The organism is Streptomyces sp. NPDC017936 (genome assembly GCF_044328485.1).
In the GTDB taxonomy this organism is placed as follows: Bacteria; Actinomycetota; Actinomycetes; order Streptomycetales; family Streptomycetaceae; genus Streptomyces.
On the sequence record NZ_JBIRHK010000003.1, the window covers coordinates 490499 to 513698 of the forward strand.

Below are 23200 nucleotides of genomic sequence, written 5' to 3' on the forward strand. Positions count from 1 at the left end.
GCAAACACCGCGCAAACGCTCGGCCAACTGCCCCGTCTACGCCCCGCCCACGGCCGTGAGCAGCGCCAGCGGGGCCGCCGCCGAGCGGGACTCCCGCAGGCAGGCGTGCGGGTACGGCACCGGCTCGGCATGGGTGTCGCGGCCGTAGCCCGCGAGGACCTCGGGCAGCCGGTGGCCGGTCACGGTGGCCGCGTCGACCAGGCCGTGGGCGACCGTACGGGCCTCGTCGTGCAGGCCGTAGCGGGCCAGGCCGAGGGCGATCAGCGCGTTGTCGTGGGGCCAGACCGAACCGCGGTGGTACGACAGCGGGTGGTACGCCGGCTGCCCGGCCGCCAGGGTGCGCACCCCCCAGCCGGAGAAGAAGTCCGGCTCCAGCAGGCGCCGGCCGACCGCTTCCCCGTACTCCTTGTCCAGCAGCCCGGACCAGAGCAGGTGCCCGGCGTCGGAGGCGAGCGCGTCGACCCGCCGGCCCCGGCCGTCCAGCGCGAGGGCGGGGAAGGAGTGCTCCGGCATCCAGAAGTCCCGCTGGAAGCGGTCGCGCAGATCGGCGGCGGCCTGCTCCAGCAGGGCCGCGTAGGTCTCGTCCTCCCACACCGTGCGGGCCACCCACGCCGTGCGGCGCAGCGCGTCGTACGCGTAGCCCTGGGCCCCCGCCGCCGTCACCGGCCCGTGCGGGCGGGTGCCGTCGGCCGAACAGATGGCGCCGGGGGAGTCCTTCCAGTTCTGGTTGGCGAGGCCGCCGTGATCGGCGCGGTACACCAGGTAGCCGCGCGAGGTGAGTCCGCCGTGGTCGAGCATCCAGCCGACGGCCGCGCGGGCGTTCGGCTCCAGGCGGCGGGCGAGGGCCGCGTCGCCGGTCTGCTCGACGTACGCGCCGAGCAGGACGAGGAAGAGCGGGGTCGCGTCCACCGATCCGTAGTAGCGGCCGTAGGGGACCTGGTGGAAGTGGGCGAGTTCGCCGTGCCGGACCTCGTGGACGATCTTGCCGGGCTGGGACACCGACTCCACGCCGGTCTCCGTGGCCTGGGTCGCGGCGAGCGCCGGGAGGGTGGCCGCGGCCAGACCGGGGCGGTAGGGGAGGGCGAACAGGGAGGTGAGCAGGGCGTCGCGGCCCAGCAGGGTCAGGAACCAGGGGGCGCCGGCCGCCGGGACGCGCAGCTCCTCGCCGTCCGGGCCGTTCGCCGGGACCTGGAGCGCGGCCAGATCCGACAGGCCGCGGGCACAGGCGGCGGCCAGCTCGGGCCAGCCGGTCGGGAAGGCCACGCCCTCCACGAACTCCCCCTCCTGCACGAGCAGCCTCTCGGTCAGCGCCGACGGGGAGCCGGGCACCCGCAGCGCCCGCTTCTCGCCGTGCGGGCGGGCCATCACCCGCAGCGTCAGCTCGGCGGACCCGTGCGGCTCCAGGTCGACGGTCCACACCAGACGGCGGGCGCCGGTGCCGGTCTCCTCGACGCCGTCCGGGGCGGGCTCGGCGGTCACCGTCGTCACGGACCGCCACTCGCCCCGCTGGTAGCTGAACTCCACGCCGTGGTCGAGGACCTGACGGCGGCGGACGGCGCCGGCCTTGGCGTAGGTGCGGTGGTCGGAGCGGAGTTCGAACTGGTCGGTGAAGTCGGCGTCGACGGTGAGCGCCAGACGGACCGTCAGCGGGACCGGGCGGTTGCCGACCACCCGCAGCAGTTCCACGAAGGAGCTGTCCCCGACGGCCTGCTCCCGGAAGACCGTGCACGCCGGCGGCTCGGTGCGGCCGCCGCGCGGGACGAGCACACAGCGCGCGGCGTCCCCGTCGGCGACCGGGGCGAGGACGTCCGGCACGGCCCCGTCGACCGTGAGCTGCCAGCGGCTGAGGTGGCGCGCGTCCCTGACGAACAGCCCGTCGGGGGAGCCGGCGCCCCGCACGCCGACGATGTCCCCGCGGTCGCCGACGGCGGCGAACGTCCCGCCGTACACGAGCAGATGATGCCGGTTCGTCATCCCCGGTCCCCTCCCTTGAGTGCGGTGTCGTCCGAGTCGTGGAGCAGGTCGAGCGGGTCGTGGCGCTGATCGTGGGGCCGGCCGAGCGGGTCGTGGGGCCGGCCGTGCAGCCGGGCGTGCGGGTCGTGGAGCAGGCGGTGCAGGTCGTTCGTGTCGTGCAGCAGGTCGAGCGCGAGCGCGGCCGTCCAGCTGAAGCCGGTCGCCCCGCAGGCCTCGCCGGTGTACGGGTCGACGTACTCGGCGAACCCCGAGGTGTCCGCGACCTCCAGCACGGCCGCGCGCAGCGCGTCCGCCCGCGCCCGCTCGCCGTGCGCCCGCAGGCCCCGCTCCAGCAGCCAGCTCGTGTTGAACCAGGCCGGGCCGCGCCAGTAGCGGTGCGGGTCGAAGGCCTCGCCCAGCAGGTCGTAGCTGGGCACGAGACGGGTGGTGGCGCCCATCCCGAAGTGCGGGCCGCACAAGGTCCGTACGAGGGCGGCGGCGACCTCGCGCGGCAGGCCCGGCAGCAGCAGCGGGACCAGGCCCGACACCCCGCGCTCACGGATCGGCCCCCCGCCGCGCACGTCCCGGCAGAAGAAGAGACCCGCCGCCGGGTCCCACAGTCGGTCGACGAGTGCCGACGTCAGCCGCTCGGCCCGTGCGTGCCGGGCCGTGCCGGGAGCTCCTAACTGACGCGCGATGCGCGCCAGCGCGTGCTCGGAGGCGATCAGCAGGGCGTTGAAGGCGGGGTCCTCGACGGCGAAGTCGCCCGCCCCGTCGGCGTACCCGCCGTCCCGGTAGTCCGTCGCCAGCCGCACGTACCGCCCGTAGTCCAGGTCCGTCGGCCGGTCCTCCGCGGCGCCGTGGTCGAGGTCGGCGCGGCGGAAGGAGCGGGCCGGGGCCGGGGTGATCCGGGAGAGCGGGGCGTCCCACGAGGGGGCGTTGTCCATGCCCTGCTCCCACGGGTGCACGACGGACACCAGCCCGCCCCCGCCCGCGTCGCGCCGGTGCAGCAGATAGCGGTGCCAGGCGGCCAGTCGGGGGTACACCCGGGCCAGGAAGCCGCGCGCCCGCGACAGCTCCGGGTCGGCGCAGTGCACCAGCCAGGCCGCCAGCGCGTGCACCGGTGGCTGCACGATGCCGGAGGTCTGTACGGTGCGCGGGGCGCCCGCAGCGCGCCCCGCGGTCGAGGAGCGCCAGAAGTCGGGGCTCGGGAAGTACGCGTCGAGCGGCACGGAGGGGTTGAAGACGATGTGCGGGATCCGTCCGTCGCCCCACTGGGCGTCCAGCAGCGTCTCCAGCTCCCTCTGGGCCCGGTGCGGCGAGACGTGCCGCAGCCCGATCGCCACGAAGGCCGAGTCCCAGGACCACTGGTGCGGGTACAGGGAGCGCGAGGGCACCGTCGAGGCCCCGGTCCAGTTGCCCTCGAGCACGTTCACCGCTCTGAGGTGCAACGACCCCGTCGGCGGGGCCGGATCGTATACGGCGGGGTACTCCGCCGCACGGGCGGCGAACTGGGCGGTGCGATCCACTCGGGGCTCCCCGAAGAGCGACGACGACGGCACCGCCGACCTGGTTCGGCAGTGGCTACCGTAGGGTTACGTCTATTTAACACGCAAAACTCAATATGTAATGCAGGCTTGAGAAACACAAGGGGGTGCGCATGACCGGACGGCCGGGACGGACCGGCAGGAGCGGGGATCGGACAGGCGCCGGAGACCTGCTCGCACTGGTGCGCACGGGGCGGGCGACGACGCGCGGCGCCCTCCAGCAGGCCACCGGCCTCTCCCGGGCCACGGTCGGCCAGCGCCTGGACCGGCTCTTCCGGGCCGGCTGGCTGCGCGAGGGTGCCGGCGGCCCGGTCGACTCCCCGCTCGGCGGCCGCCCCTCCATCACCCTCGAGTTCGACGACGCCCACGCGGTCGTCCTCGCCGCCGACCTCGACACCCGGCACGCCCGCGCGGCCGTGCTCTCCCTGACCGGCGAACTCCTCGCCGAACACTCGGGCACGCTCGCCGTCGAGGACGGCCCGGACGCCGTCCTCGGCGAGCTGGGCCGCTGGTTCGCCGAGCTGCTGGAGAAGGCCGGCCACCGCGCGGACGAGGTCTGCGGCATCGGCCTCGCCGTCCCCGGCCCGGTCGACAGCGAGACCGGCCGGGTCGTCCAGCCGCCGATCATGCCCGGCTGGGACGGCTACGACATACGCGGCCGCCTCGCCAGGGCGTTCACGGAACGCACGGGCGCCCCGCCGGTCCCGGTCCTCGTCGACAACGACGCCAACCTCATGGCGTACGGCGAGCAGCGCTCCGGGTACCCGGACTGCCCGGCGTTCGTGCTGGTCAAGGTGTCGACGGGCATCGGCGCCGGGGTCGTCGTCGACGGCGCGGTCTACCGGGGCCTGGACGGCGGGGCCGGCGACATCGGCCACATCCGCGTCGGCGCGGAGGCGCTGTGCCGCTGCGGCTCCCACGGCTGTCTCGCGGCCGTCGCGAGCGGTGGCGCCGTGGCCCGGAAACTGGCCGAGACCGGGGTCCCCGCGGCCTCGGGCTCGGACGTGCGGGACCTGCTCGCCGCCGGGCACCCGGGGGCGGCGGCACTGGCCCGGGAGGCCGGGCGGCAGGTCGGCGACGTGCTGGCGACGGTCGTGACGCTGCTCAACCCCGGGGTCCTGATGATCGCCGGCGACCTGGCCGGCACCCCCTTCCTGACGGGCGTGCGCGAGCTGCTCTACCAGCGGGCGCTGCCCCGCTCCACCGCCCGCCTGGAGGTGGTGACCTCACGGCTGGGGGAGCGTGCGGGGCTGGTGGGGGCCGGTGCGCTGGTCGTGGAGCACCTGTACGCGCCGGAGCGGGTGGAGGAGCGGCTGCGGGCGCTCGGGGTGTGAGGGGTATCCGGCGTGTGACAGGCGCGTTTCCCCTCCCGGGGCACGTCCGCATGGTGGTCTCGGGCCGGGTGTGGGAGCGTGATTCTCGCCACCCTTGATAGGGGTGACGCTCAGATGAGCGGATCATGGGCGACTGCACTTCCTCAAGGGGTGGCACTCAGTGCCACGCCTTGATCGTTCATCGATCGAAATCAGACGCGCTGTGGTGCGCTCATATGAGCGATAAAACGGTACCCATGAGCGTGGTCGCGTTCAAGAAGTGAAAACAAAGGCAGCTCAGCGCTTGCCCCGCCTTGACTTTTGATCTCCTGGCGGACGACCGGTTACAGGCGCATGACGCACAAGTGGACGTACCCAGACGCCTTCGATCTGGGTATGTTCCTCGCCGTCAGGGCAGCCACCGCGTCCTCGAGGAGTCGAGACCCGTGTCGGAAAACAAAGATCTCCGCGGAGCCGATCAGGCAGCGAGCGTTGAGGGCGTGAAGTTCGTTTACGACTTCACCGAGGGCAACAAGGACCTCAAGGACCTCCTCGGCGGCAAGGGCGCCAACCTCGCCGAGATGACCAACCTGGGCCTTCCCGTCCCTCCGGGCTTCACGATCACCACCGAGGCCTGCAAGGTCTACCTCGACAGCGGGGAGGCGCCGGCGGCACTGCGTGACGAGGTGAGTGCGCACCTCGTCGCCCTCGAGGAGAAGATGGGCAAGAAGCTCGGCCAGGCCGACGACCCGCTCCTCGTCTCGGTCCGCTCCGGCGCGAAGTTCTCGATGCCGGGCATGATGGACACCGTCCTCAACATCGGGCTCTCCGACAAGTCCGTCCAGGGCCTCGCCAAGCAGGCCGGCGACGACCGCTTCGCCTGGGACTCCTACCGCCGCCTGATCCAGATGTTCGGCAAGACCGTCCTCGGCGTCGACGGCGACCTCTTCGAGGAGGCCCTGGAGGCGGCGAAGGCGGCCAAGCAGGTCACGGTCGACACCGAGCTGGAGGCCGCGGACCTCAAGAAGCTCGTCACCCGGTTCAAGAAGATCGTCAAGACCGAGGCCGGCCGGGACTTCCCGCAGGACCCGCGCGAGCAGATGGACCTCGCGATCAAGGCCGTCTTCGACTCCTGGAACGGCGACCGCGCGAAGCTGTACCGCCGCCAGGAGCGCATCCCGCACGACCTCGGCACCGCCGTCAACGTCTGTTCCATGGTCTTCGGCAACCTGGGCCCCGACTCCGGCACGGGCGTCGCCTTCACCCGCGACCCCGCCTCCGGCCACCAGGGCGTCTACGGCGACTACCTCCAGAACGCCCAGGGCGAGGACGTCGTCGCGGGCATCCGCAACACCGTCCCGCTGGCGGAGCTGGAGCGGATCGACAAGAAGTCGTACGACCAGCTGATGCAGATCATGGAGACGCTGGAGAACCACTACAAGGACCTCTGCGACATCGAGTTCACGATCGAGCGCGGCCAGCTGTGGATGCTCCAGACGCGGGTCGGCAAGCGCACGGCCGGCGCCGCCTTCCGCATCGCCACCCAGCTCGTCGACCAGGGCCTGATCGACGAGACGGAGGCCCTCCAGCGCGTCACCGGCGCCCAGCTCGCGCAGCTGATGTTCCCCCGCTTCGACGAGCACGCGAAGACCGAGCAGGTCGGCCGGGGCATCGCCGCCTCGCCGGGCGCGGCGGTCGGCAAGGCCGTCTTCGACTCGTACACGGCCGTGAAGTGGTCCCGCTCGGGCGAGAAGGTCATCCTCGTCCGCCGCGAGACCAACCCCGACGACCTGGACGGCATGATCGCCGCGGAAGGCATCCTGACCAGCCGCGGCGGCAAGACCTCGCACGCCGCCGTCGTGGCCCGCGGCATGGGCAAGACCTGCGTCTGCGGCGCGGAGGAGCTGGAGGTCGACACCAAGCGCCGCCGGATGACGGTGCCCGGCGGCCGGGTCGTCGAGGAAGGCGACCTCATCTCCATCGACGGCTCGACCGGCAAGGTCTACCTGGGCGAGGTGCCGGTGGTCCCGTCCCCCGTGGTCGAGTACTTCGAGGGCCGGATGCACGCCGGCGCCCAGGACGCCGACGAACTGGTCGAGGCCGTGCACCGGATCATGGCGTTCGCCGACCGCAAGCGCCGGCTGCGGGTGCGCGCCAACGCCGACAACGCCGAGGACGCGCTGCGCGCCCGTCGCTTCGGCGCGCAGGGCATCGGCCTGTGCCGCACCGAGCACATGTTCCTCGGCGACCGCCGCGAACTGGTCGAGCGCCTGATCCTCGCGGACACCCAGGACGAGCGCGAGGAGTCCCTGAAGGCGCTGCTCCCGCTGCAGAAGCAGGACTTCGTGGAGCTGTTCTCGGCGATGGACGGCCTGCCGGTGACGGTCCGTCTCCTGGACCCGCCGCTGCACGAGTTCCTGCCGGACATCACGGAACTGTCCGTGCGCGTGGCCCTCGCCGAGTCCCGCCAGGAACCCCACGAGAACGAGCTCCGTCTGCTCCAGGCGGTGCACCGGCTGCACGAGCAGAACCCGATGCTCGGCCTGCGCGGCGTCCGCCTGGGCCTGGTCATCCCCGGCCTGTTCACCATGCAGGTCCGTGCCATCGCCGAGGCGGCGGCCGAACGCCGCAACGCCAAGGGCGACCCGCGCGCCGAGATCATGATCCCGCTCGTCGGCACCGTCCAGGAGCTGGAGATCGTCCGCGAGGAGGCCGACCAGGTCATCGCGGAGGTGGAGGCCGCGACCGGCGTCGAGCTGAAGCTGGCCATCGGCACGATGATCGAACTCCCGCGGGCCGCGCTCACCGCCGGTCAGATCGCCGAGGCCGCGGAGTTCTTCTCCTTCGGCACGAACGACCTGACCCAGACGGTCTGGGGCTTCAGCCGCGACGACGTGGAGGCCTCCTTCTTCACCGCCTACCTGGAGAAGGGCATCTTCGGCGTCTCCCCCTTCGAGACCATCGACAAGGACGGCGTCGGCTCCCTGGTGAAGGCCGCCGCCGAGGCCGGCCGCCGCACCCGCCCCGACCTGAAGCTCGGCGTCTGCGGCGAGCACGGCGGCGACCCGGAGTCGGTCCACTTCTTCCACGAGGCCGGCCTCGACTACGTCTCCTGCTCGCCCTTCCGGATCCCGGTGGCGCGCCTGGAGGCGGGCCGGGCGGCCACGCAGTCGGCGGGCAGCGACCACCGCTGAGCCTCACGGGAGCGGCGCCCACGGCTGACCCTCACGGGACCGGCGACGGGCGCCGCCGATCCCCCCGACCCCGGAGCCGCCGCGGTCCCCGACCCTCAGTACCGATCGCGGCGGCTCCGGCACGCAAGAGGAGGGCGGCACCCTGTGCGGGGGTGCCGCCCTCTTGTGCATGATCTGCTGTGTTAAGTCAAATCGCGCTCTGACCTGCTGAAATGTAGCTCAGTGTGCCCCGTCGTGACTCGTCGTTTCCCGTTGCACTGTGCCCTCGTTGTGCCCTGCCGGTACAGCGGGGGCTTCTTCACGCTGTGTGTCAGGTCGCGCGGGCAGTTGATCGGTTTCGTGCGTGAGCCACCGCAGGAAGTCCCGGATGTACTGGCCGCGGTTCCGGGCGCCGACCATAGCGCCGGCCTTATCCCACAGCTCCTTTTCGACCCTCACGGTCTGTCTCGGGGTCTTCTCTACGTTCGGCATGGCCTGAGCGTAGCCTCTTGCGGTGTCATGACACCAGGGTCTACGGTGGGTGTCATGACACCGGGAACCTCCCGGAACGTCAACGGCCCTACCTGCGTGCTGACACACGCAAGGCAGGGCCTGACGGATCACCTGCTGACACAGGAGAACCGCTGTGACGCATCATGCCATCAGCCAGCACGTCGCCGCCCTCGTGGGCGCCATCCCCAGCCAGCCGACGGCCGCCGAGAAGGCGCAGCCGGCCATCAAGCCGGGCTTCCGGCTCGTCCCGACGCTGATCGGGCGGCCGTCCGACCCGAACCCGGCCACGGTGTGGATCGAGTGCCCGACGTGGTGCACCCTTGAGCACGCCAACGACCGCCAGATCGCCATCGAGGACGTGTGGCACTCGGGCGACTTCGTCGACCTGGTCCTGCCGCACCGCGACGGCACCGAGCTCCTCGCCTACTTCCGGCTGGGCCTCGACCCGTACAGCAGCGACGCCGACAAGCGGCGCACGTTCGTGTACGGCGAGGACGGCGAGGGCGTCCACGGCCGCTACATGGACCCGGACCACATCGACGAGATGTGCGACCGGATGCAGGCGGCGATGGAGCAGTTGCGGGCGCTGGCCCGTGCCGCCCGCGCCACGGCCGCCGAGGGCGACTCGGAGCCGGACATGGACGAGGCGCTGCGCCGGGTCCGCGAGGGCGGTGCCGTCTGATGCCGCGCCGTAACGGGAACGTCGACCGCAGCCGCCAGCGGGTGGCCGTCGAGGAGCTGTCGAAGCGGGACGCGCGCCGTCTCGCCGCCAAGGCCCGCCGTCGGCGGTGGTCGGCGTGAACGACGACATCCGCGGCCTGCTCGCCGCGGTCCTCGAGGCCCTGGACATCCCGCACCCGGCCGCGGCCGGCGGCGAGAAGGTCTACGACCGGATCCGCAACGACCGCGCCACGCACGTGGTGGTGGCCTTGCGCTCCGTCCTCGACGACAAGCCGCTGATGGACGTGGAGTGGACGACCGCCTACCTGCGTGAGCAGCTGGCCAAGCACCCGGCGACCGGGTACGTCACCGTCGCCCAGGCGCACGCCGCGCTCGCCCTGGGCAAGTCCTGGTCCGAGGCCGTCGCCCTCCCCGACGGGGAGGAGCGGTGAGCGCCCGCACGGTGGCCCTGGAGACGATCGACCACGGGCTGGTCGTCTTCGAGGAGCCGGCGTGGTGCGTCGGCCACGGCTGGCAGATGGGTGCCGGTATCGGCCGTAACGACATCACGCACAACAGCGTGCGGGTGAAGGCGGCGGCGGACACGTATTCCTACGGCGTGCAGACGCTGCTGTGCGTGCACACGTCGTGGGCGCCGTTCGTGGAGCTGGTCCCGCGGGTCGTCGTCGAGCTGGACCTGGCGGGCGAGTACGAGGCCGAGGAGATCACGCACCTGGCGGGTGTCCTGCGCACGGCCGCCACCCGCATGGAGCGGGTCGCCGCCGAGACGATCCGGCTGCGGGGCGAGATCTCGTGACCGCCCGCTGGCCGATCCGCCGGCCGACCGAGCACGCCGCCCTGCGCGCGGTGTGCCGGTCGGCCCGGCCGACCCCGTCTGTCCCTGCCCTGATGGCCGCGTTGCTCGACGCGAACGAGCGGCGTGACCGTGAGGGCGTCTGCCTGGCCGCGCACCGTGTGGTGCGGGCCGCTGCCCCGGAGGTGGGCGAGTGAAGCACGACTACCTGAAGTGGGGTGCCCTGGCCGCTGCTCTGGTGGCGACGGCGTCCGCTGAGTACGAGCTGGCCCGCGCGGTCGGCTTCAACCAGTGGGTTGCCGCCGCGGTGCCGGCCGCCCTGGACCTGTACACCGTGCGGGCGCTGCGGGCGCACCGGGAGGTGCTGGCCGCGGTAGCCGCGATGATCGGCGTCAACGCCGCCTCGCATCTGGTCACCACCGGGCTGCTGCCGGTGAACGTGTGGCTGGTCGTCGCGGTCGCCGCGATCGCGCCGCTCGTGCTGTGGCGGGTGCACAGCCTGGGCGACGACCAGGCCGAGGTGACCGTCGACCGTGTCGATATCGACACGGTCGCCGAGCCAACCGTTGCTCAGACGGACATGGTTACCGAGCCTGCCCCGGTGGTCATCCCGTCGGTGCCCGCGCTGGAGTCCGGGACGTACTGGGATGCCACCAAGGGATCTGACCTGTACACCAAGGTGACCGCCGCGGTGCCCGCTGAGACGGCCCGTGAGGTGGTCACGGAGGTGGTGACGCTGTCCCCGTCTGAGCTGCGCAGGAAGGCGCGCAGCCTGCACCGGCAGGCGGTCATGTCGACGAATCGGCCGGTGACCATCCGAACGCTTCAGGACGAGCTCGGCTTGTCGCGCCGTGAGGCGACTGAGCTGCGCCGTGAAGTGGTGGGGGAGCGGTCATGAGCGACGCCATCGAGAAAGCCGCCCGGGACGCCGTCGAGGCCGCCGACAACACCGAGATGGTCAAGCAGATCGCCGCCATCCTCGCCGCTCAGCAGCTGCTTGCCGCTCAGCAGCCGGCCGCCCCGCAGCCGGTACGGCGGGAGTTCAACGCCACTCAGTGGCTCGTCATCGGCGGCGTGGTCGTCTCCGTCGGCCTGGTCGGCGCGCTGTTCGCGGTGGCCATCGCCATCGGTGCCGTCTGCGCGACCGCCTGCCTGTTGATCCTCCGCGGCCTGTGGGCCGACTTCCAGAAGGGGAAGTGACCATGCCCGACGACATCCGGTTCTCCGACTTCACGACCGCCGAGAAGGCCCGCGTCGCCGCGTTGACGGCCCGCATGGCGAAGCGCGGACTGGCGGGCGACAGCGTCGACATCAGCGACCTGCAGCGGCGCATCGAGCGCATCGAGAACACCGCCCGCCGCCGCAAGCAGCAGAACACCTGACCACGCCCCGGGGACGGCGCTCAACCGCCAAGCTGTCCGCCGTCCCCGGGCCTCCCGACCGCCCTTACGAGCAACCGGAGATCACATCATGACGGACACCCTGCCGCCGCCCGTAGTCAACGGACACGCCAAGCCGGCCGTGTCCCTGCTGAAGTTCGCCCCGGAGCCGGTGCCGGCCGCAGTCGAGGACGTCGTCGTCGAGGCCGTCGACCGCCCTGACAACCCGCTGGCCGACTGGCTGACCGTGCCGGACGTGCCGATCCTGCCCGTGTGGGCCAGGTCGGCGGCCTCGCTGAAGGCCAACGCGGTGGCCCTGGGACGGCTGTGTGCCTGGCACGCCCGCTACCACGCCCTCCGGGCACCGAAGTACGCGGTCCGTCTCGCCTGGCTCGCCGTGAAGGGCCTGGTCCGGGGGATGCGCGGCCTGTGGCCGACGCTGGCCGCACAGGACCAGAGCGCCGCCGTGAAGGCACTGAGGGCGCAGGTGAAAGCCAAGCCGGACGACGTCGACCTCGCCGTCCGCTACGCGCTGCTGCACCGCGAGCGCACCCTCGCCCGCCGCTGGCGGTGGGGGACCGCCGCCACGGCCGTCGCCGCTACCGCCGTCGGCTGGTGGCTGGCTCCCCTGCCGGTGCAGGCCGGCATGCTGGCGGCCGCCGCTCTCCCCCTCGCCTACCTGGGGCGCGGCGACGACGTCCAGCTCCTCGACAACCCGACGCCGCCGCTGCGGGTGGATATGACGGCGCAGCAGCTCAACGACGCGCTGCGGGCGGCCGGCCTGCTCAAGGCGGGCAAGGGCGACGACGAGGGGCCCCGGGTCACCTGCGTGATGGGCCCGGTGCGCGACGGCAACGGGTGGGCGGTCATCTTCGATCTGCCCAAGGGCGGCGGGAAGACGGCCGCGGACGTCCTCGCCAAACGGACCACGATCGCCGCCGAGCTCGGCGTCGACGAGATCCAGGTCATCGCCTCCCGCGTGCGGGCTGCGGCCGGCGGCAACGCCGGACGGGTGTCGATGTGGGTTGCCGACGACGACCCCTATCTGGGGGCGCCGGTGAAGTCGCCGCTGGAGAAGCTGGAGCGGTTCTCGGTGTGGGAGCCGATCCCGTTCGGGCAGGACGCCCGCGGCAACCGCATCACCGTGCCGGTCATGTGGCAGTCCCTCTTCTTCGGCGGCCTCCCGCGCAGGGGCAAGACGTTCACGCAGCGCCTGATGACGGCGGCCGGGCTCCTCGACCCCTACGTCCGGCACTACGTCGCCGACGGCAAGGGCGGCGCCGACTGGATGCCCATGAAGGCCGTCGCGCACCGGCTGGTGATGGGCGCCGAGGACGACGCCGTCGAGGCGCTCAAGGCGATGCTGAAGGAGCTGCTGGCGGAGATGGAGCGCCGGTTCGTCCTGCTGCGCGGCCTGCCGGTGTCGGTGTGCCCTGAGGGCAAGTTGACCCCGGCGATCGTCGAGCGGTACAACCTGCCGGTCATCTTCGTGACCATCGACGAGCTGCAGGAGTTCTTCACCGCGATGGACAAGGAAGACCGGGAGCAGGTCATCAACGACCTGTGCCGCATCGCCCGCCGCGGGCCGGCCGCCGGGTTCATCAGCAACTTTGCCTCGCAGCGGCCGGACGCGGAGAGCGTGCCGACGAAGCTGCGGGAGATCATCACCCTGAGGTATTCGACGCAGGTCGTCGACCAGACGTCCTCCGACATGGTGCTCGGCAAGGGCAAGGCCGCGCAGGGCGCGGACGCTTCCGTGCTGTCCGAGGACCACCGCGGTACGGGCGTCCTCGTCACCGGCCCGGCCTCGTTCGTGACGGTGCGGGCGGACTTCCTCGACGGCCCGGCGTTCGCCGAGCTGTGCCAGCGCGGCCGCCTGCTGCGGCAGAAGGCGGGCCAGCTCACCGGGGACGCCGTCGGTGACGTCACCGCGGCCGCCGACGACGCCGGCCTGTCCATCGCCCCGGTGCTGTCGGACTGCCTCGACGTCATGCGGCACACCGACCGCATGCACACGGTCGTGCTGCTGGACAGGCTGGTCAACCTCGACGAGGACCGCTACGGCGACTGGGACGCCGAGCGCCTGGCCGCCGAGCTCGACCGGGCCGGCGTCGACCGCACCACCCGGCAGGTCAAGGTCGACGGCAAGAACCTCGCCGGCTACCGCCGCTCCGACCTCGAGGCCGCCGTGCCCGCCGAGCTGCTGCTGTCCGCACGCCGGGTAGACCCGTCCCCCTCTACCGACCCCGCTACGGACACCCCTTCCGGCGACAGCGTCGAGGGCGCCTGATGTAGAGGGGCCCCGCTACCCCGGTAGCGGGGCCGGTAGAGGGCTGTGATCTGCGAAGTAGTGCCCGTAGAGGGGTGCAGAAGGCCCCCGTCCGAACCCACGGACGGGGGCCTTTCTGCGTTTCGGGAGAGCTCATCCCCTCCGGCCGGCGATCTGAGCGGCCATCGGGCGCAGCGTCGCGTCGAGGCGGTTGTTCGCCCGGACGTCGACGTAGGCGGAGAACTCCTGCCCGTCGACCACCAGCTGCAGCTGGTCGCCCGGCTGGAGCCCAGCCGGCCCGGACGAACCGCGGGCGGCCATCGACGTGAGGGCGTTCGCCTGCCTGGTGGTGAACACCGGCTCCGGCCTCCCCGTGCCGTTGAACGCGAGGTTCAAGCCCGGCTGCAGGTAGCCGCCCGAGTCGTAGCCTCCGGCCCGGTTGTACGCCTTGCTGAGGCTGCCGTAGGCGCCCAGCGCGTACCGCATCGAGGAGTAGATGTTGGCGAGCGGGTCCACGGACACCCCGTAGGAGAACGGGCCGCGGCGCAGGTACTTGCCGGCGTAGGAACGGAACGTCGGGCCGATCACCTGCATGAGACCCACCGACGGGTGCCCGGCGATCCAGTTGGAATCCCACTTGTTGACGATCGTCGGGTTGCCGCCGGACTCCTGCTGCATCCGGCGCAGCGTCGTGTCCGCCAGGCCCGCGGACTGACCCACCTCCTTCAGCGCCTGCAGGACGACGGGCCGCCACTGCTCGACGCCCGCCGACGGGGTGTAGGACACCCTCGGTGTGATCTGCTCGTCGCCCTTCTTCCCAGCGCCGACCAGCCTCGTCACCGCCGACTTCATCAGCGACTTGAGCAGCCCCACGAATCCGATGCTGCCGCCGGGAATCTTGTCGATGAGCGGATTGACCACGGACTTCACACCGGCCTGGATGGCGGAGCCGAACGACTCCTTCAGCCAGGATGCGCCCTTCTTCACGGAGTCCCACGCCCCGGACAGGGCGCTGCCGATGCCGGAGAAGATGCCGCCGTCCTTGAAGCCGAGCGCGGCCTGAACGCCGCCGACCCCGCCCGAGCGGGCCGCGGCGTTCATCGCGGTCACGTAGCCGGCGCCGACCGCCCGCGTCCACTCCGGGCGCATGATGGCCTCGCCGCCCGACAGGGCCACCGGGCCGGCGGCCGACGGGACGAGGTGGACGTCACGGCCCGGGGTGTAGCCGGGCATGATGCCGCCGGACGCGAACTTCATGGGGTCGAGCTTCTTCCCGCCGAACGCGTCCGTGACCAGGTTCCACACCTTGCGGATGCCGTCGTTGTAGACCGTGTTCACCACGAACTCGACGGGCTTCTTCGTGATGTCCTGGATCTGATCCCACGCGGTCTTGATGCCGGTCTTGGCCAGGTTGAACGCCTCGACGGTCTTGTCCTTCAGCGTCGTCGCCCAGCCGGGAATCGTCTTCGTGAAGAAGGTGCCGATCGGGTTGAGGACCCACTTCTTCAGCCAGTCCCAGCTGTTCTTGAAGCCGTCCTTGATGCCGGTCCAGATCGCCGAGAACCCGGCGGCCAGCGTCTTGAAGGCGAGTTCGATGCCCTTGAAGTACAGCTTGACCGCCGACCACCACAGCTTGAAGGCGCCGATGATGAAGTTGACTGCCGGGCGGATGGCCTCCTGCCACAGCCACATGGCGACCTGGCCGACCATCTTCCAATAGCCGATCATGAACTCGACGTAGGGCTTGATGATGGACTTCCACAGCCACACGAAGACGTCGCCGATGGCCTGCACCGCGGTGCGGAACCATCCGAACCGGTTGTAGGCATACACCAGCGCGGCGACGACCAGGCCGACCCCGATCACGATGAGCGTGAACGGGCTGAGGCCCATCACCGCGTTGAGGACCCCCCACACGACGATGACGCCCCACACCGCCCGCACCAGCCACGGCGCCTTCTCGGCGACCCAACTGAAGCCCTGAGCGACACCCTGGATGACGCGCATCACCACGGCGCCGACCGGTGCCAGGGCGGTAGCGATGTCCAGGGCGGCGCCCGCCACATCCTTGAACGTCTTCCACACCCGCGGGCCCATCTCCGCCGCGTAGGACAGGAACCGCTCGAAGCGGTCCGAGCCGCGCAGGCTCGTCCCCCAGTCGGCGAACCGCTTGGTGACGTCCTGCAGGCCGCCGCTGATGCCGTTCATGTGCGGCAGGAACGCGCCGATGACGCCGATGATCCCCTTGAAGATGTTGCCGAACGCGACACCCAGCCCGGTGATCGCGGGCTTCACGGACGTGTCGAGATCCTTCTTGAACGTCTTCCACCACGGCGACTTGAAGCCCTGCGAGGCCCGGTCCTGCAAGCCGCTGATGGCGTCCGCCGCACCCGTGACCAGCGGGGTCAGACCCGGCAGGGCGCGCCGCATGCCGTCAAGGGCGCGGGTGAAAATGGGCATCACCTGCGGCTGCAGGCTCCTCGACCAGGCGGAGAACGCGCCGCGCAGGTTCGTGTACGCCGTCATCGTCGTCCGGGCCGCCGGGGTCAGTTTCGCCAACTCCTGCCGGTATTTGGCCTGAGCCTGGGCGGCCGCATCCGTGCCGCCGGCCGCCGACAGCTGCGCCTGCTGCAGCTGGCGGGCCGCCGACGCCGCCTGCTCCGCCGCCTGCTCCTGCGCCACCCCCACGTTCGCCTGTGCGTCGACGATGCGCTGCTGGGCGTCCGCGATGGCCTGCGCGCTCTCGATCTGCTGGCGGGCCTGGTCGGCCTGCGCGTCCCGCAGCGCCTGCGCCTTGTCCGCCACGGCCTCCTGAGCCGCGGCCAGCTGCTCCTGAGCGGTGCGCACCGTCTTCGAGCCTTCGACGCCGGCCTTGTTCGCCGCGGCCGTCTCCTTCTTCAGCCGCGCCGTCTCGGTGGTCTGCTCCTTCAGCCGCTGCACCGCCTGGTCGTAGGCGAGGATCGCGCGCTGCTTGTCCAGCTCCGTCGACGTCGCCGACGACAGGACCGCATCCCGCTCCCGCGTCGCCTCCGTCAGCGACAGCTCGGCGTCCCGCTGGCTCAGGACCGAATCCGTCAGCCGGTTGTTGAGGTCCTGGAGCTCCTGCGCGGCCGTGCGGCGGGCGTCCGTCAGATCCCGCTGCGCCCGCGCTGCCGCTTTCTGAGCGTCGCTCAGGGCGTCCTCGGCGTCCTCGACGGCCCGTGCGGCCTGCTGCGCCCTCTGCGACGCCTGAGCGGCCACCTGAGCCGCCGCACGCCGGGCCTGCGTCACCTGAGCCTGAGCCTGAGCGACCTGCCGGGCACCGTTGCGTTCGGCGGACGCCACGGCCTGCTGAGCCGACGCCAACTGAAGCGACCTCGAGGCGGCCTGCGCCGCAGCCTGCCCGCCCGCCGCCGTCGACTGCGCGGCCGCGTCCTGCGCCGCCTTCTGTGCCTGCAAGACGGTGCCGATCTGCTTGAACGCCGGAACGGCGACCAGGGCGATACCGCCGATGCCGGCCGCCGCCGCGACACCGGCCGCGGCGATCGCGCCCAGGCCGGCCGCGACGACCGGGAGGACGGGCAGGATCGCCGGGCCGAACGCGAGGGCGGCCGTCGTCAGGGCCGAAAAGCCCTGGATCGCCGGACGGGTGTCGGCGTCGACGTCGACGTCCGCGGTCTGCCCGTCCAACGAGTTGACCTGAGCCTGCATCGCCGCCAACTGCGCGGCGGCCGCCGCCGTGTCGATGCGCACCTGCACGTTCGCGCTCGACGCCGACAGGCGCTCCAGCCGCTCCTGCAGCCGGGCCATCGCTGCCGTCGCCGTGCCCGCGTCCACATCGATGCCGATACGGGCATCCCGCAGGGCCTGCAGCTGTGTGCGGATCTGCGCGATCTCCCGGTCCGCGTCTGAGGAGTTCGCGTGGAGACGCACCTCCGGCAGATCACGGAGGGCGGCCTCGAGACGGCCCTTGAAGCCGCGGGCGAACGCCGAGCCGGTCTGCGTGCCCTGCCGGGCCGCCGGGGCCTGCGCCTGCCGGCCGCCCTGCATGATGCCCTGCACCACGGCCTGGCCGATATGCCGGGTGATGTACCGGCCGAGGACCCGGCCTACCTCGTCGCCGACCGAGTCGGCTGCGGGTACGACCTGCTGCTGCAGGCGCTGACGGATGTTGCGTGCATTGGGGACGACGTCGACTTCAACGGAGCCGACGGAGATTGCCGCCATGGCTGCCCCTCTCTGGCAGTCGTGCGGCGCGGGCCTCGAGGGGGTCTGTTCTTGATCAGGGCTTGATGACGCGGGCTCTCGGGTAGTGCGGCCCACGGTTGAGAGCAGTAGGACCGGGCTTGCTCCGGTGCGGACGCTCAGGGGAGGCGGCCGTCAAGTCGCCCCGGGGAGGCGGCACCTCACGCGGGAGCTGTCGGACCGGGACCTCACGGCCCGACGCCCACGCCTCCCGGGCCGCCCGCCAGTCGGCCAGCCCGAGGTACCACGTCGAATACCAGGGCTGCGGATCGTCCGGATCGGCCGGCGGACGCCAGTCTCTCCAGTCGTACCGGAGCAGATACTCCGGCATGCCGCGGGCCTGCGGCGAGCGGCGCCTCACGACACCCGCCGCACGCCGTAGCTGCCCCGGGCAGCGCCGCGGCGCTGCGGCCGCTCGTCCTCCTCGCCCGACGGCATCCGCAGCGAAGCCAGCAGCCGGGCCAGCACGAGGGACTGCTGCCGGTGCTCGGTGATGACCGGGTTCGTCACCTCCTCGCCCTTGGCGTTCCGGATCGTCAGCCGGCCCCGCGACGCCTCCCTCGACAGCCGGTCCAGCAGGTCCGCGGTACGGCACGCCTGCAGCAGGAGCAGCTGCTCGTGCACGTCCAAGTCGAAGCCGTCGGCCACCGACTCCCACAACCGGGTGCCCGACTCGTCCAAGCCGTCCGGCACGGGCGTTACGGATGCAGCGCCCTGACCTGCGGCAACGTTCAGATGAGTCATGATCGGTCCTCCTATCATCTCTGACGGTCCGTCAGCGTATCGGGTAAACCCGCAGGTCAGCGGGGTGCATGGGATCGTTTCAGGTGTCAGCCACAGTCAGCTTCTATACGTCCCCGATCCGGAAGGATCATGGGGAGGGGGTATGCCCCCTATGTCCGTTTTGGTGGTCCCGGCCGGTGTGGGGGCCGGCCGGGACCGGGGACGGCGCTGGAGCGGGCGAGAAAGCCGGAAAGAGCCCTGCTCCATGGGTCCTCCGCTCGTCATGACCTGCGAGCTTCGGTGCCTTTGACGCCGTGTTCATGGGTCATGCCGTCTGTGCGAGGTACGTCTGCACTGCCTGCCGTCCGCCTGCTGTGGTCAGGGCCGACCGCATGGCCATGCCTGCCTCGCGCCAGCGCTCCACCTGGATGGACCGCTGCCTGACCTCACCTGGTGTGGCCAGCGACAGGGTCAGCTCCTGCTGCCTGGTCAGGTACACCCACCGTGCGACGGGCTGCTGCCTGAGCTCCCGCCACTGCACGAGGGTGGGCGACAGCTGCTTCCAGTCATGGGCCATGACCCGCTCGGTGGTGGGCTGAGGCAGGGCAGCGACGGCAAACAGGGCGTTGTCCTTGCCTCCGTCTCCGCCTGCCACCTTCACGATGCAGGTCCTGTCGGCGACGAGCTGCTCCAGCTGGACCACCGCGCCTTCGGCCTTGGTGTAGGCGGCCATGTGGCTGGGGTTGGCCCAGTTCATACGGCGCGGGTCGATGAGGTCGAGGGACTCGGGCAGCTTCTCGGCGGCCTTGCTGACGACACCCACGAGGGTGGTGAACTCCTTGCGCAGGCCGGCGATCCAGCCGGGCACGGCCGCCCGAACGGCCTCGACGAACCGGGCGTCGGCTTCGTCTTGGAACCGGCCGGCTGCGCGCCGGGTGAGGTCGAGGGTCTGCAGGGTGGCCGCGTACTCGCGGATGACCTGCTCGACGTCGGCGGCCGTGCCGGGCAGCGCCGGCCGTTCGGGGTCCGGCTGCTGCACGGTCTGGAAGATGGCGCCGCGCACGGCGGACGTCTCATACACGTCCGCCGGTACGGGCAGCTTCCTGCGCTCCGCGGCCTCCACGGCGGTGAGCGCGGCGGGGATGCGGCTCACGCGACGTCCTCCAGCTCCTGCGTGGCGAGGCTGGCGACCTGGTGGTGCGGCATCCCGCCGAGGACGTCCGGAGTGGGGACGACGTGCGCGAAGTTGTGGCCGAGCCGCCAGTTCTGGTCTGCCGGGTCGGGGGTCGAGTTGTACTCGTCGACGAGCCGGCGGAAGTCGGTGCGGGTGTCGGCGTAGGTGGTGAGGACGTCACCCCAGTTCCAGTCGCTGGCCCGCTGGGCGATGGCCCGGGCCATGATGCTGTCGCCCTGCTGGAGCGCCTTGTTCAGCTCCTCGGCGGCGATGCGCGGGTTGTCGAGCTGCCCGGCCATCTCGGTGGCGTTGCGGCGGGCCATGAGGGTCTGGGCGTCGCTGGTGTCGGGGTGCCCGAACATGCGGCGGCGCAGGTCGCTGCGGCGACTGGTGAGCTGCTGCACTTCAGCCTCCCGCAGCTGGTTCATGGCGTCCTGGGCGGCCGTGTACGCCTTGGCGGCCATGACGCGCTTGGCGTGGTCGCTGTACGTGCGGCTGTTCTCGATCTGCTCCAGCTTGCGGCTGTAGGCGGTCATGATCTGCTCGCGGTTCATCGGTGGGTCCTTTCGGTGGCTTCGGTCTGGGCGATGTTCTGTGCTTCGCGCACGGCGCGGGTGATGGCGTCGGGCGGGAGGAACTCCCGCAGCAGGTCGGCGAGGGCGAGGACGGACGCTTCGGCGATGACGGGCAGGAGGTCGGGCGGGCAGGTGTAGAGGAGGTGCCGCATTGCGGTGTCGTCGCCGCGGAGGGCGGCCGCGCAGACGAGGGACACCGTCCGGGTGGGCTGGATACTCACGGCTGCTCCTCGTCTGCCCAGCGCCGCATCTTGGCGCTGTGCCGGGCCTGCAGCCCGTGCTGCCGGGCCTCGTCGAGCTCGGCGCGCCGCTGGCGGCGCCTGGCCCGCTTCTGCGCGGCGGCCGCTATCCGGGCCTGCACCTGCTGGTCGACGTGGCTGGTCATGCGGCATCACATCCGGGGTGTGTGGTCTGGCCGGGCTCCAGCGGCTCGAACGGGAAGCCACAGCCGGTGCACTTCGGGTGGTCGGAGTGTTGGAGTTGCAATGGGCTGAGTCCCGACTCAGCCCGACTCAGGCCGCTCCCGTAGCCGCTGAGACGGGTTGAGTCGGGACTCACGTCATTGCGGGCGGTACTTTTCAGAGCGATCCCGGAGTAGGTCGGGACCTGCTTGCCGTCGTCGCCGCGGGGCCGGGTCCGCTTCACCTGGGGGACGACCGACTGAAGGTTGCGGCCGAACATGGCCTTGGTGCCGTGGCGGACACCCTGGTCTTCCGCCCACTCCTTCCAGGCGTCCCACAGCTCGTCGACGGTGACCTCACGGGTGGGGCCCTTGTCGCAGCACTCACGGACGAACGCCGACGTCGGCGACGCGGTGTCCTGCATGGTGGTGACGGCCTCAGCCGACCCGGGCGGCTCGGTGATGTGGCCCTGCCGCTCCAGCCGGGCCAGCCCGTCCAGCGCCCAGTTGAGGATGCCGGGCATCTCCGCGGCCAGCTTGTCGGTGAGGGCAGTGTCTTCCTTGCCGAGCCAGCTCACGGTCATGTTCAGCACGATGAAGCGGCGGGCGATGACACCGGAGGCGTCGCCGAAGTTGGGCAGCTCGTTGGACAGGATCATCAGCCGGGTGGGCATCTTGCCCGTCCACGCCTCCCGGAACTTCCGGTCCACGTCGATGGTGTCCTCACCGGAGATGGTGAGCAGCCGCTCGACGACCTGATGCCCGTCCTTCCCGGCCAGCCGCGCGTCAGAGATGACGGCGAGGGACTTCCCCAGCAGCGGCGCCAGACCGAAGTTGGTGGCCAGGCCGGCGAGCGTCGGACCGGCCATGTTGCCCTTGCCGACCAGGTTGGTCATGATGCGCGCGATGGTGCCCTTACCGGACCGGGTGGGGCCGACGATCAGCAGGATCTTCTGTTGGTCGGTACGCCCGGACAGCACGTAGCCGAACCACTCCTGCAGCGCCTTGATGGACGTCTCGTCGTCCGGCCAGACCTGCTTGAGGAACTGCTCCCAGTTCGGAGCGGTGGCGTCCGGGTCATAGTCGAACGGCACCGACACGAGGTTGAAGAACCCCGGGGTGAGCGGCAGCAATTCGCGGTCGGCGACGCGCAGCAGACCGTTCGTGCAAGCCACGATGGGACTTTCATCACCGTGCGCGTTAGAACTGCCAGAGTCCCGACTCATCCCGTCTCGGGTGATCCACTGCGGTGCGTCGACGGACGGCCGCAGATGGGTGACAGCGGAGATCGCCTCCATCAGATCGGAGATCTTCCGTTTGGTGGGCGACCAGGCCCGGTACACCGGACGCTCGTGCTTGTCGTACCCGGCCAGGTACTCGGCGTGCTCCAGCTTCTTGTAGAGGCTGGCCCGGACTTCCTGGTCGTCCATCTCCCGCCAGTAGGACCCTTCCCAGCGCATCCATGTACCGCGCCAGTGGCGGCGGGTGAGCAGGCCGGTGTCAGCGTGCCGCCAGGCCGGGGCCAGCTCGCGGGCCACGGCCATCGGGTTGGTGGGCGGCGGCATCTCGTGCTCGTCGGTCACGCCGCCTCCTTCCTGGGGCATGTGAGGTACCGGCCGGGCTTGCCCGGTACGCGGATGGGGGGCCAGCCGGGTGTGGCCTGCAACTGGTGCGGGGGCTTGGGCTTGGCGAGGGCGTCGAGCTCGGCGCGGCTGCGCGTGTCGACGAGGTTGGGCTGGCGGCCCAAGTTCTTCAGCCAGGCGATGAGTTCTTCCTCGTCGCCGTACTTCCGCCACATCTCAGCGGCCTCGAGGGCGCCCGCCAGCCGGCGGGGGTCGTCGGGGCTGAGGGCGATCCAGGCCCGGGACCCGTACTTGGGGAAGTCGCGGGCGGTCCATGCGGCCTTGGCGTTGGCCCACAGTTCGGTCATGGCGTCCGGGTCGGCGTCCGGGTCGGAGGTGGGGGCTGTCTCCGACCCTTCGGCTGCGGTGCAGTCGAGCGGGTCGCGGTGGCCGCAGTCGAGGGGTTCGCACCGGTCGGCGGCTTCGCGTCGGCGGCGCACCTGGTCTACGCTGGCAGCAGCTTCGCCCGCCGCGTTGCTTTCACGATCCCCGGGAGCTAGGGACTCCCGGGGATCGTTGCTGTTCAGGGTCATGCCGCGCGCTGACCTCCGCCCGCCTGCTCGGCGTCGTAACGATCGATGTCGTCCCACCTGGCCCGCAGGTACTTGCCGACGCGGAACATCAAGGGGCCGATGTAGGTCTGGGTGTGGTGCCAGCGGCGAACGGTCGCTTGGGGAACGCCGTAGTGCTCGGCAAGGTCTGGGACGGTGGCGAGGGGGCGACGTGAGTACGGGAGTGTTGCCCGTGCCATGAGCGCTCCAAGTTGTGAGATGAATTCACATTGGCGAGCATTCAACTGCCCGTTGCGAGCGATGATGCACCGTCATTGCGCGTGACGCAAGTGCTCGCTACCGTGAACTC

General features: G+C 71.3%; 20 protein-coding genes. 9 read left to right on the plus strand and 11 right to left on the minus strand.

Annotation, left to right across the window (positions count from 1 at the left end):
- Positions 1–36: 36 nt before the first annotated feature.
- Both ACH4F6_RS08760 and ACH4F6_RS08765 read right to left on the minus strand, forming a co-directional pair.
- Complete coding sequence (locus ACH4F6_RS08760) at positions 37–1974, minus strand: glycogen debranching N-terminal domain-containing protein (protein WP_397959186.1); 1938 nt, start codon at positions 1972–1974, stop codon at positions 37–39.
- Positions 1971–3482 carry an MGH1-like glycoside hydrolase domain-containing protein gene (locus ACH4F6_RS08765; protein WP_397959187.1) on the minus strand — a complete coding sequence of 504 codons (1512 nt, stop codon included), beginning with the start codon at positions 3480–3482 and terminating at the stop codon, positions 1971–1973. Before ACH4F6_RS08765 ends, ACH4F6_RS08760 begins: the two co-directional genes overlap by 4 nt.
- A 131-nt stretch (positions 3483–3613) precedes the next feature.
- On the opposite strand from ACH4F6_RS08765, the gene ACH4F6_RS08770 reads away from it, so the two are divergent.
- The 9 genes from ACH4F6_RS08770 to ACH4F6_RS08810 all read left to right on the plus strand — a co-directional run bounded on the left by ACH4F6_RS08770 (position 3614) and on the right by ACH4F6_RS08810 (position 13642).
- Complete coding sequence (locus ACH4F6_RS08770) at positions 3614–4834, plus strand: ROK family protein (RefSeq protein ID WP_397959188.1); 1221 nt, start codon at positions 3614–3616, stop codon at positions 4832–4834.
- Between the two features lie 425 nt (positions 4835–5259).
- A complete protein-coding gene (gene ppdK / locus ACH4F6_RS08775; protein ID WP_397959189.1) occupies positions 5260–8007 on the plus strand; it encodes a pyruvate, phosphate dikinase in 2748 nt (915 codons plus the stop codon).
- 625 nt (positions 8008–8632) lie between these two features.
- Positions 8633–9181: a DUF6907 domain-containing protein gene (locus tag ACH4F6_RS08780; protein WP_397959190.1), complete on the plus strand. Its 549-nt coding sequence runs from the start codon at positions 8633–8635 to the stop codon at positions 9179–9181.
- A 115-nt stretch (positions 9182–9296) separates the two neighbouring features.
- Complete coding sequence (locus tag ACH4F6_RS08785; RefSeq protein ID WP_397959191.1) at positions 9297–9611, plus strand: hypothetical protein; 315 nt, start codon at positions 9297–9299, stop codon at positions 9609–9611.
- Complete coding sequence (locus ACH4F6_RS08790; RefSeq protein WP_397959192.1) at positions 9608–9976, plus strand: DUF6907 domain-containing protein; 369 nt, start codon at positions 9608–9610, stop codon at positions 9974–9976. Before ACH4F6_RS08785 ends, ACH4F6_RS08790 begins: the two co-directional genes overlap by 4 nt.
- 190 nt (positions 9977–10166) lie before the next feature.
- Positions 10167–10871, plus strand: coding sequence for a hypothetical protein (locus tag ACH4F6_RS08795; protein WP_397959193.1), 705 nt, complete (start codon positions 10167–10169; stop codon positions 10869–10871).
- Positions 10868–11173, plus strand: coding sequence for a hypothetical protein (locus tag ACH4F6_RS08800; RefSeq protein ID WP_397959194.1), 306 nt, complete (start codon positions 10868–10870; stop codon positions 11171–11173). The genes ACH4F6_RS08795 and ACH4F6_RS08800 overlap by 4 nt, the downstream gene beginning before the upstream one ends.
- Before the next feature lie 2 nt (positions 11174–11175).
- Positions 11176–11355 (plus strand): DUF6257 family protein, encoded by a 180-nt coding sequence (locus tag ACH4F6_RS08805; RefSeq protein ID WP_397959195.1) that lies wholly within the window; start codon positions 11176–11178, stop codon positions 11353–11355.
- A gap of 88 nt (positions 11356–11443) precedes the next feature.
- The gene (locus ACH4F6_RS08810; RefSeq protein ID WP_397959196.1) at positions 11444–13642 is read left to right on the plus strand and encodes an FtsK/SpoIIIE domain-containing protein; all 2199 of its coding nucleotides are present in this window, start codon (positions 11444–11446) and stop codon (positions 13640–13642) included.
- A 132-nt stretch (positions 13643–13774) separates the two neighbouring features.
- Here the strand turns inward: ACH4F6_RS08810 and ACH4F6_RS08815 are convergent, their stop codons facing one another.
- The 9 genes from ACH4F6_RS08815 to ACH4F6_RS08855 form a co-directional block, all read right to left on the minus strand.
- Positions 13775–17827, minus strand: coding sequence for a hypothetical protein (locus ACH4F6_RS08815; RefSeq protein WP_397959197.1), 4053 nt, complete (start codon positions 17825–17827; stop codon positions 13775–13777).
- A gap of 375 nt (positions 17828–18202) precedes the next feature.
- On the minus strand, positions 18203–18538 hold the full coding sequence (locus ACH4F6_RS08820; protein WP_397959198.1) for a hypothetical protein: 336 nt from the start codon (positions 18536–18538) through the stop codon (positions 18203–18205).
- A gap of 355 nt (positions 18539–18893) precedes the next feature.
- Positions 18894–19721 carry a hypothetical protein gene (locus ACH4F6_RS08825; RefSeq protein ID WP_397959199.1) on the minus strand — a complete coding sequence of 276 codons (828 nt, stop codon included), beginning with the start codon at positions 19719–19721 and terminating at the stop codon, positions 18894–18896.
- Positions 19718–20296, minus strand: coding sequence for a hypothetical protein (locus ACH4F6_RS08830; RefSeq protein ID WP_397959200.1), 579 nt, complete (start codon positions 20294–20296; stop codon positions 19718–19720). Before ACH4F6_RS08830 ends, ACH4F6_RS08825 begins: the two co-directional genes overlap by 4 nt.
- Positions 20293–20538, minus strand: coding sequence for a hypothetical protein (locus ACH4F6_RS08835; RefSeq protein WP_397959201.1), 246 nt, complete (start codon positions 20536–20538; stop codon positions 20293–20295). The genes ACH4F6_RS08830 and ACH4F6_RS08835 overlap by 4 nt, the downstream gene beginning before the upstream one ends.
- Complete coding sequence (locus tag ACH4F6_RS08840) at positions 20535–20702, minus strand: hypothetical protein (RefSeq protein ID WP_397959202.1); 168 nt, start codon at positions 20700–20702, stop codon at positions 20535–20537. Before ACH4F6_RS08840 ends, ACH4F6_RS08835 begins: the two co-directional genes overlap by 4 nt.
- Positions 20699–22300 (minus strand): phage/plasmid primase, P4 family, encoded by a 1602-nt coding sequence (locus ACH4F6_RS08845; RefSeq protein ID WP_397959203.1) that lies wholly within the window; start codon positions 22298–22300, stop codon positions 20699–20701. Before ACH4F6_RS08845 ends, ACH4F6_RS08840 begins: the two co-directional genes overlap by 4 nt.
- On the minus strand, positions 22297–22779 hold the full coding sequence (locus ACH4F6_RS08850; RefSeq protein ID WP_397959204.1) for a hypothetical protein: 483 nt from the start codon (positions 22777–22779) through the stop codon (positions 22297–22299). The genes ACH4F6_RS08845 and ACH4F6_RS08850 overlap by 4 nt, the downstream gene beginning before the upstream one ends.
- A gap of 89 nt (positions 22780–22868) precedes the next feature.
- The gene (locus ACH4F6_RS08855) at positions 22869–23090 is read right to left on the minus strand and encodes a DNA-binding protein (protein ID WP_397959205.1); all 222 of its coding nucleotides are present in this window, start codon (positions 23088–23090) and stop codon (positions 22869–22871) included.
- Positions 23091–23200 lie beyond the last annotated feature (110 nt).

What these genes read in the sequence shown, in the direction of transcription:
- ACH4F6_RS08805 (WP_397959195.1), top strand. Translation starts at nt 11,176, where the DNA reads ATGCCCGACGACATCCGGTTCTCCGACTTCACGACCGCCGAGAAGGCC.
- ACH4F6_RS08840 (WP_397959202.1), bottom strand. Translation starts at nt 20,702, where the DNA reads ATGACCAGCCACGTCGACCAGCAGGTGCAGGCCCGGATAGCGGCCGCC.
- ACH4F6_RS08770 (WP_397959188.1), top strand. Translation starts at nt 3,614, where the DNA reads ATGACCGGACGGCCGGGACGGACCGGCAGGAGCGGGGATCGGACAGGC.
- ACH4F6_RS08830 (WP_397959200.1), bottom strand. Translation starts at nt 20,296, where the DNA reads ATGAACCGCGAGCAGATCATGACCGCCTACAGCCGCAAGCTGGAGCAG.
- ACH4F6_RS08800 (WP_397959194.1), top strand. Translation starts at nt 10,868, where the DNA reads ATGAGCGACGCCATCGAGAAAGCCGCCCGGGACGCCGTCGAGGCCGCC.
- ACH4F6_RS08760 (WP_397959186.1), bottom strand. Translation starts at nt 1,974, where the DNA reads ATGACGAACCGGCATCATCTGCTCGTGTACGGCGGGACGTTCGCCGCC.
- ACH4F6_RS08810 (WP_397959196.1), top strand. Translation starts at nt 11,444, where the DNA reads ATGACGGACACCCTGCCGCCGCCCGTAGTCAACGGACACGCCAAGCCG.
- ACH4F6_RS08855 (WP_397959205.1), bottom strand. Translation starts at nt 23,090, where the DNA reads ATGGCACGGGCAACACTCCCGTACTCACGTCGCCCCCTCGCCACCGTC.
- ACH4F6_RS08815 (WP_397959197.1), bottom strand. Translation starts at nt 17,827, where the DNA reads ATGGCGGCAATCTCCGTCGGCTCCGTTGAAGTCGACGTCGTCCCCAAT.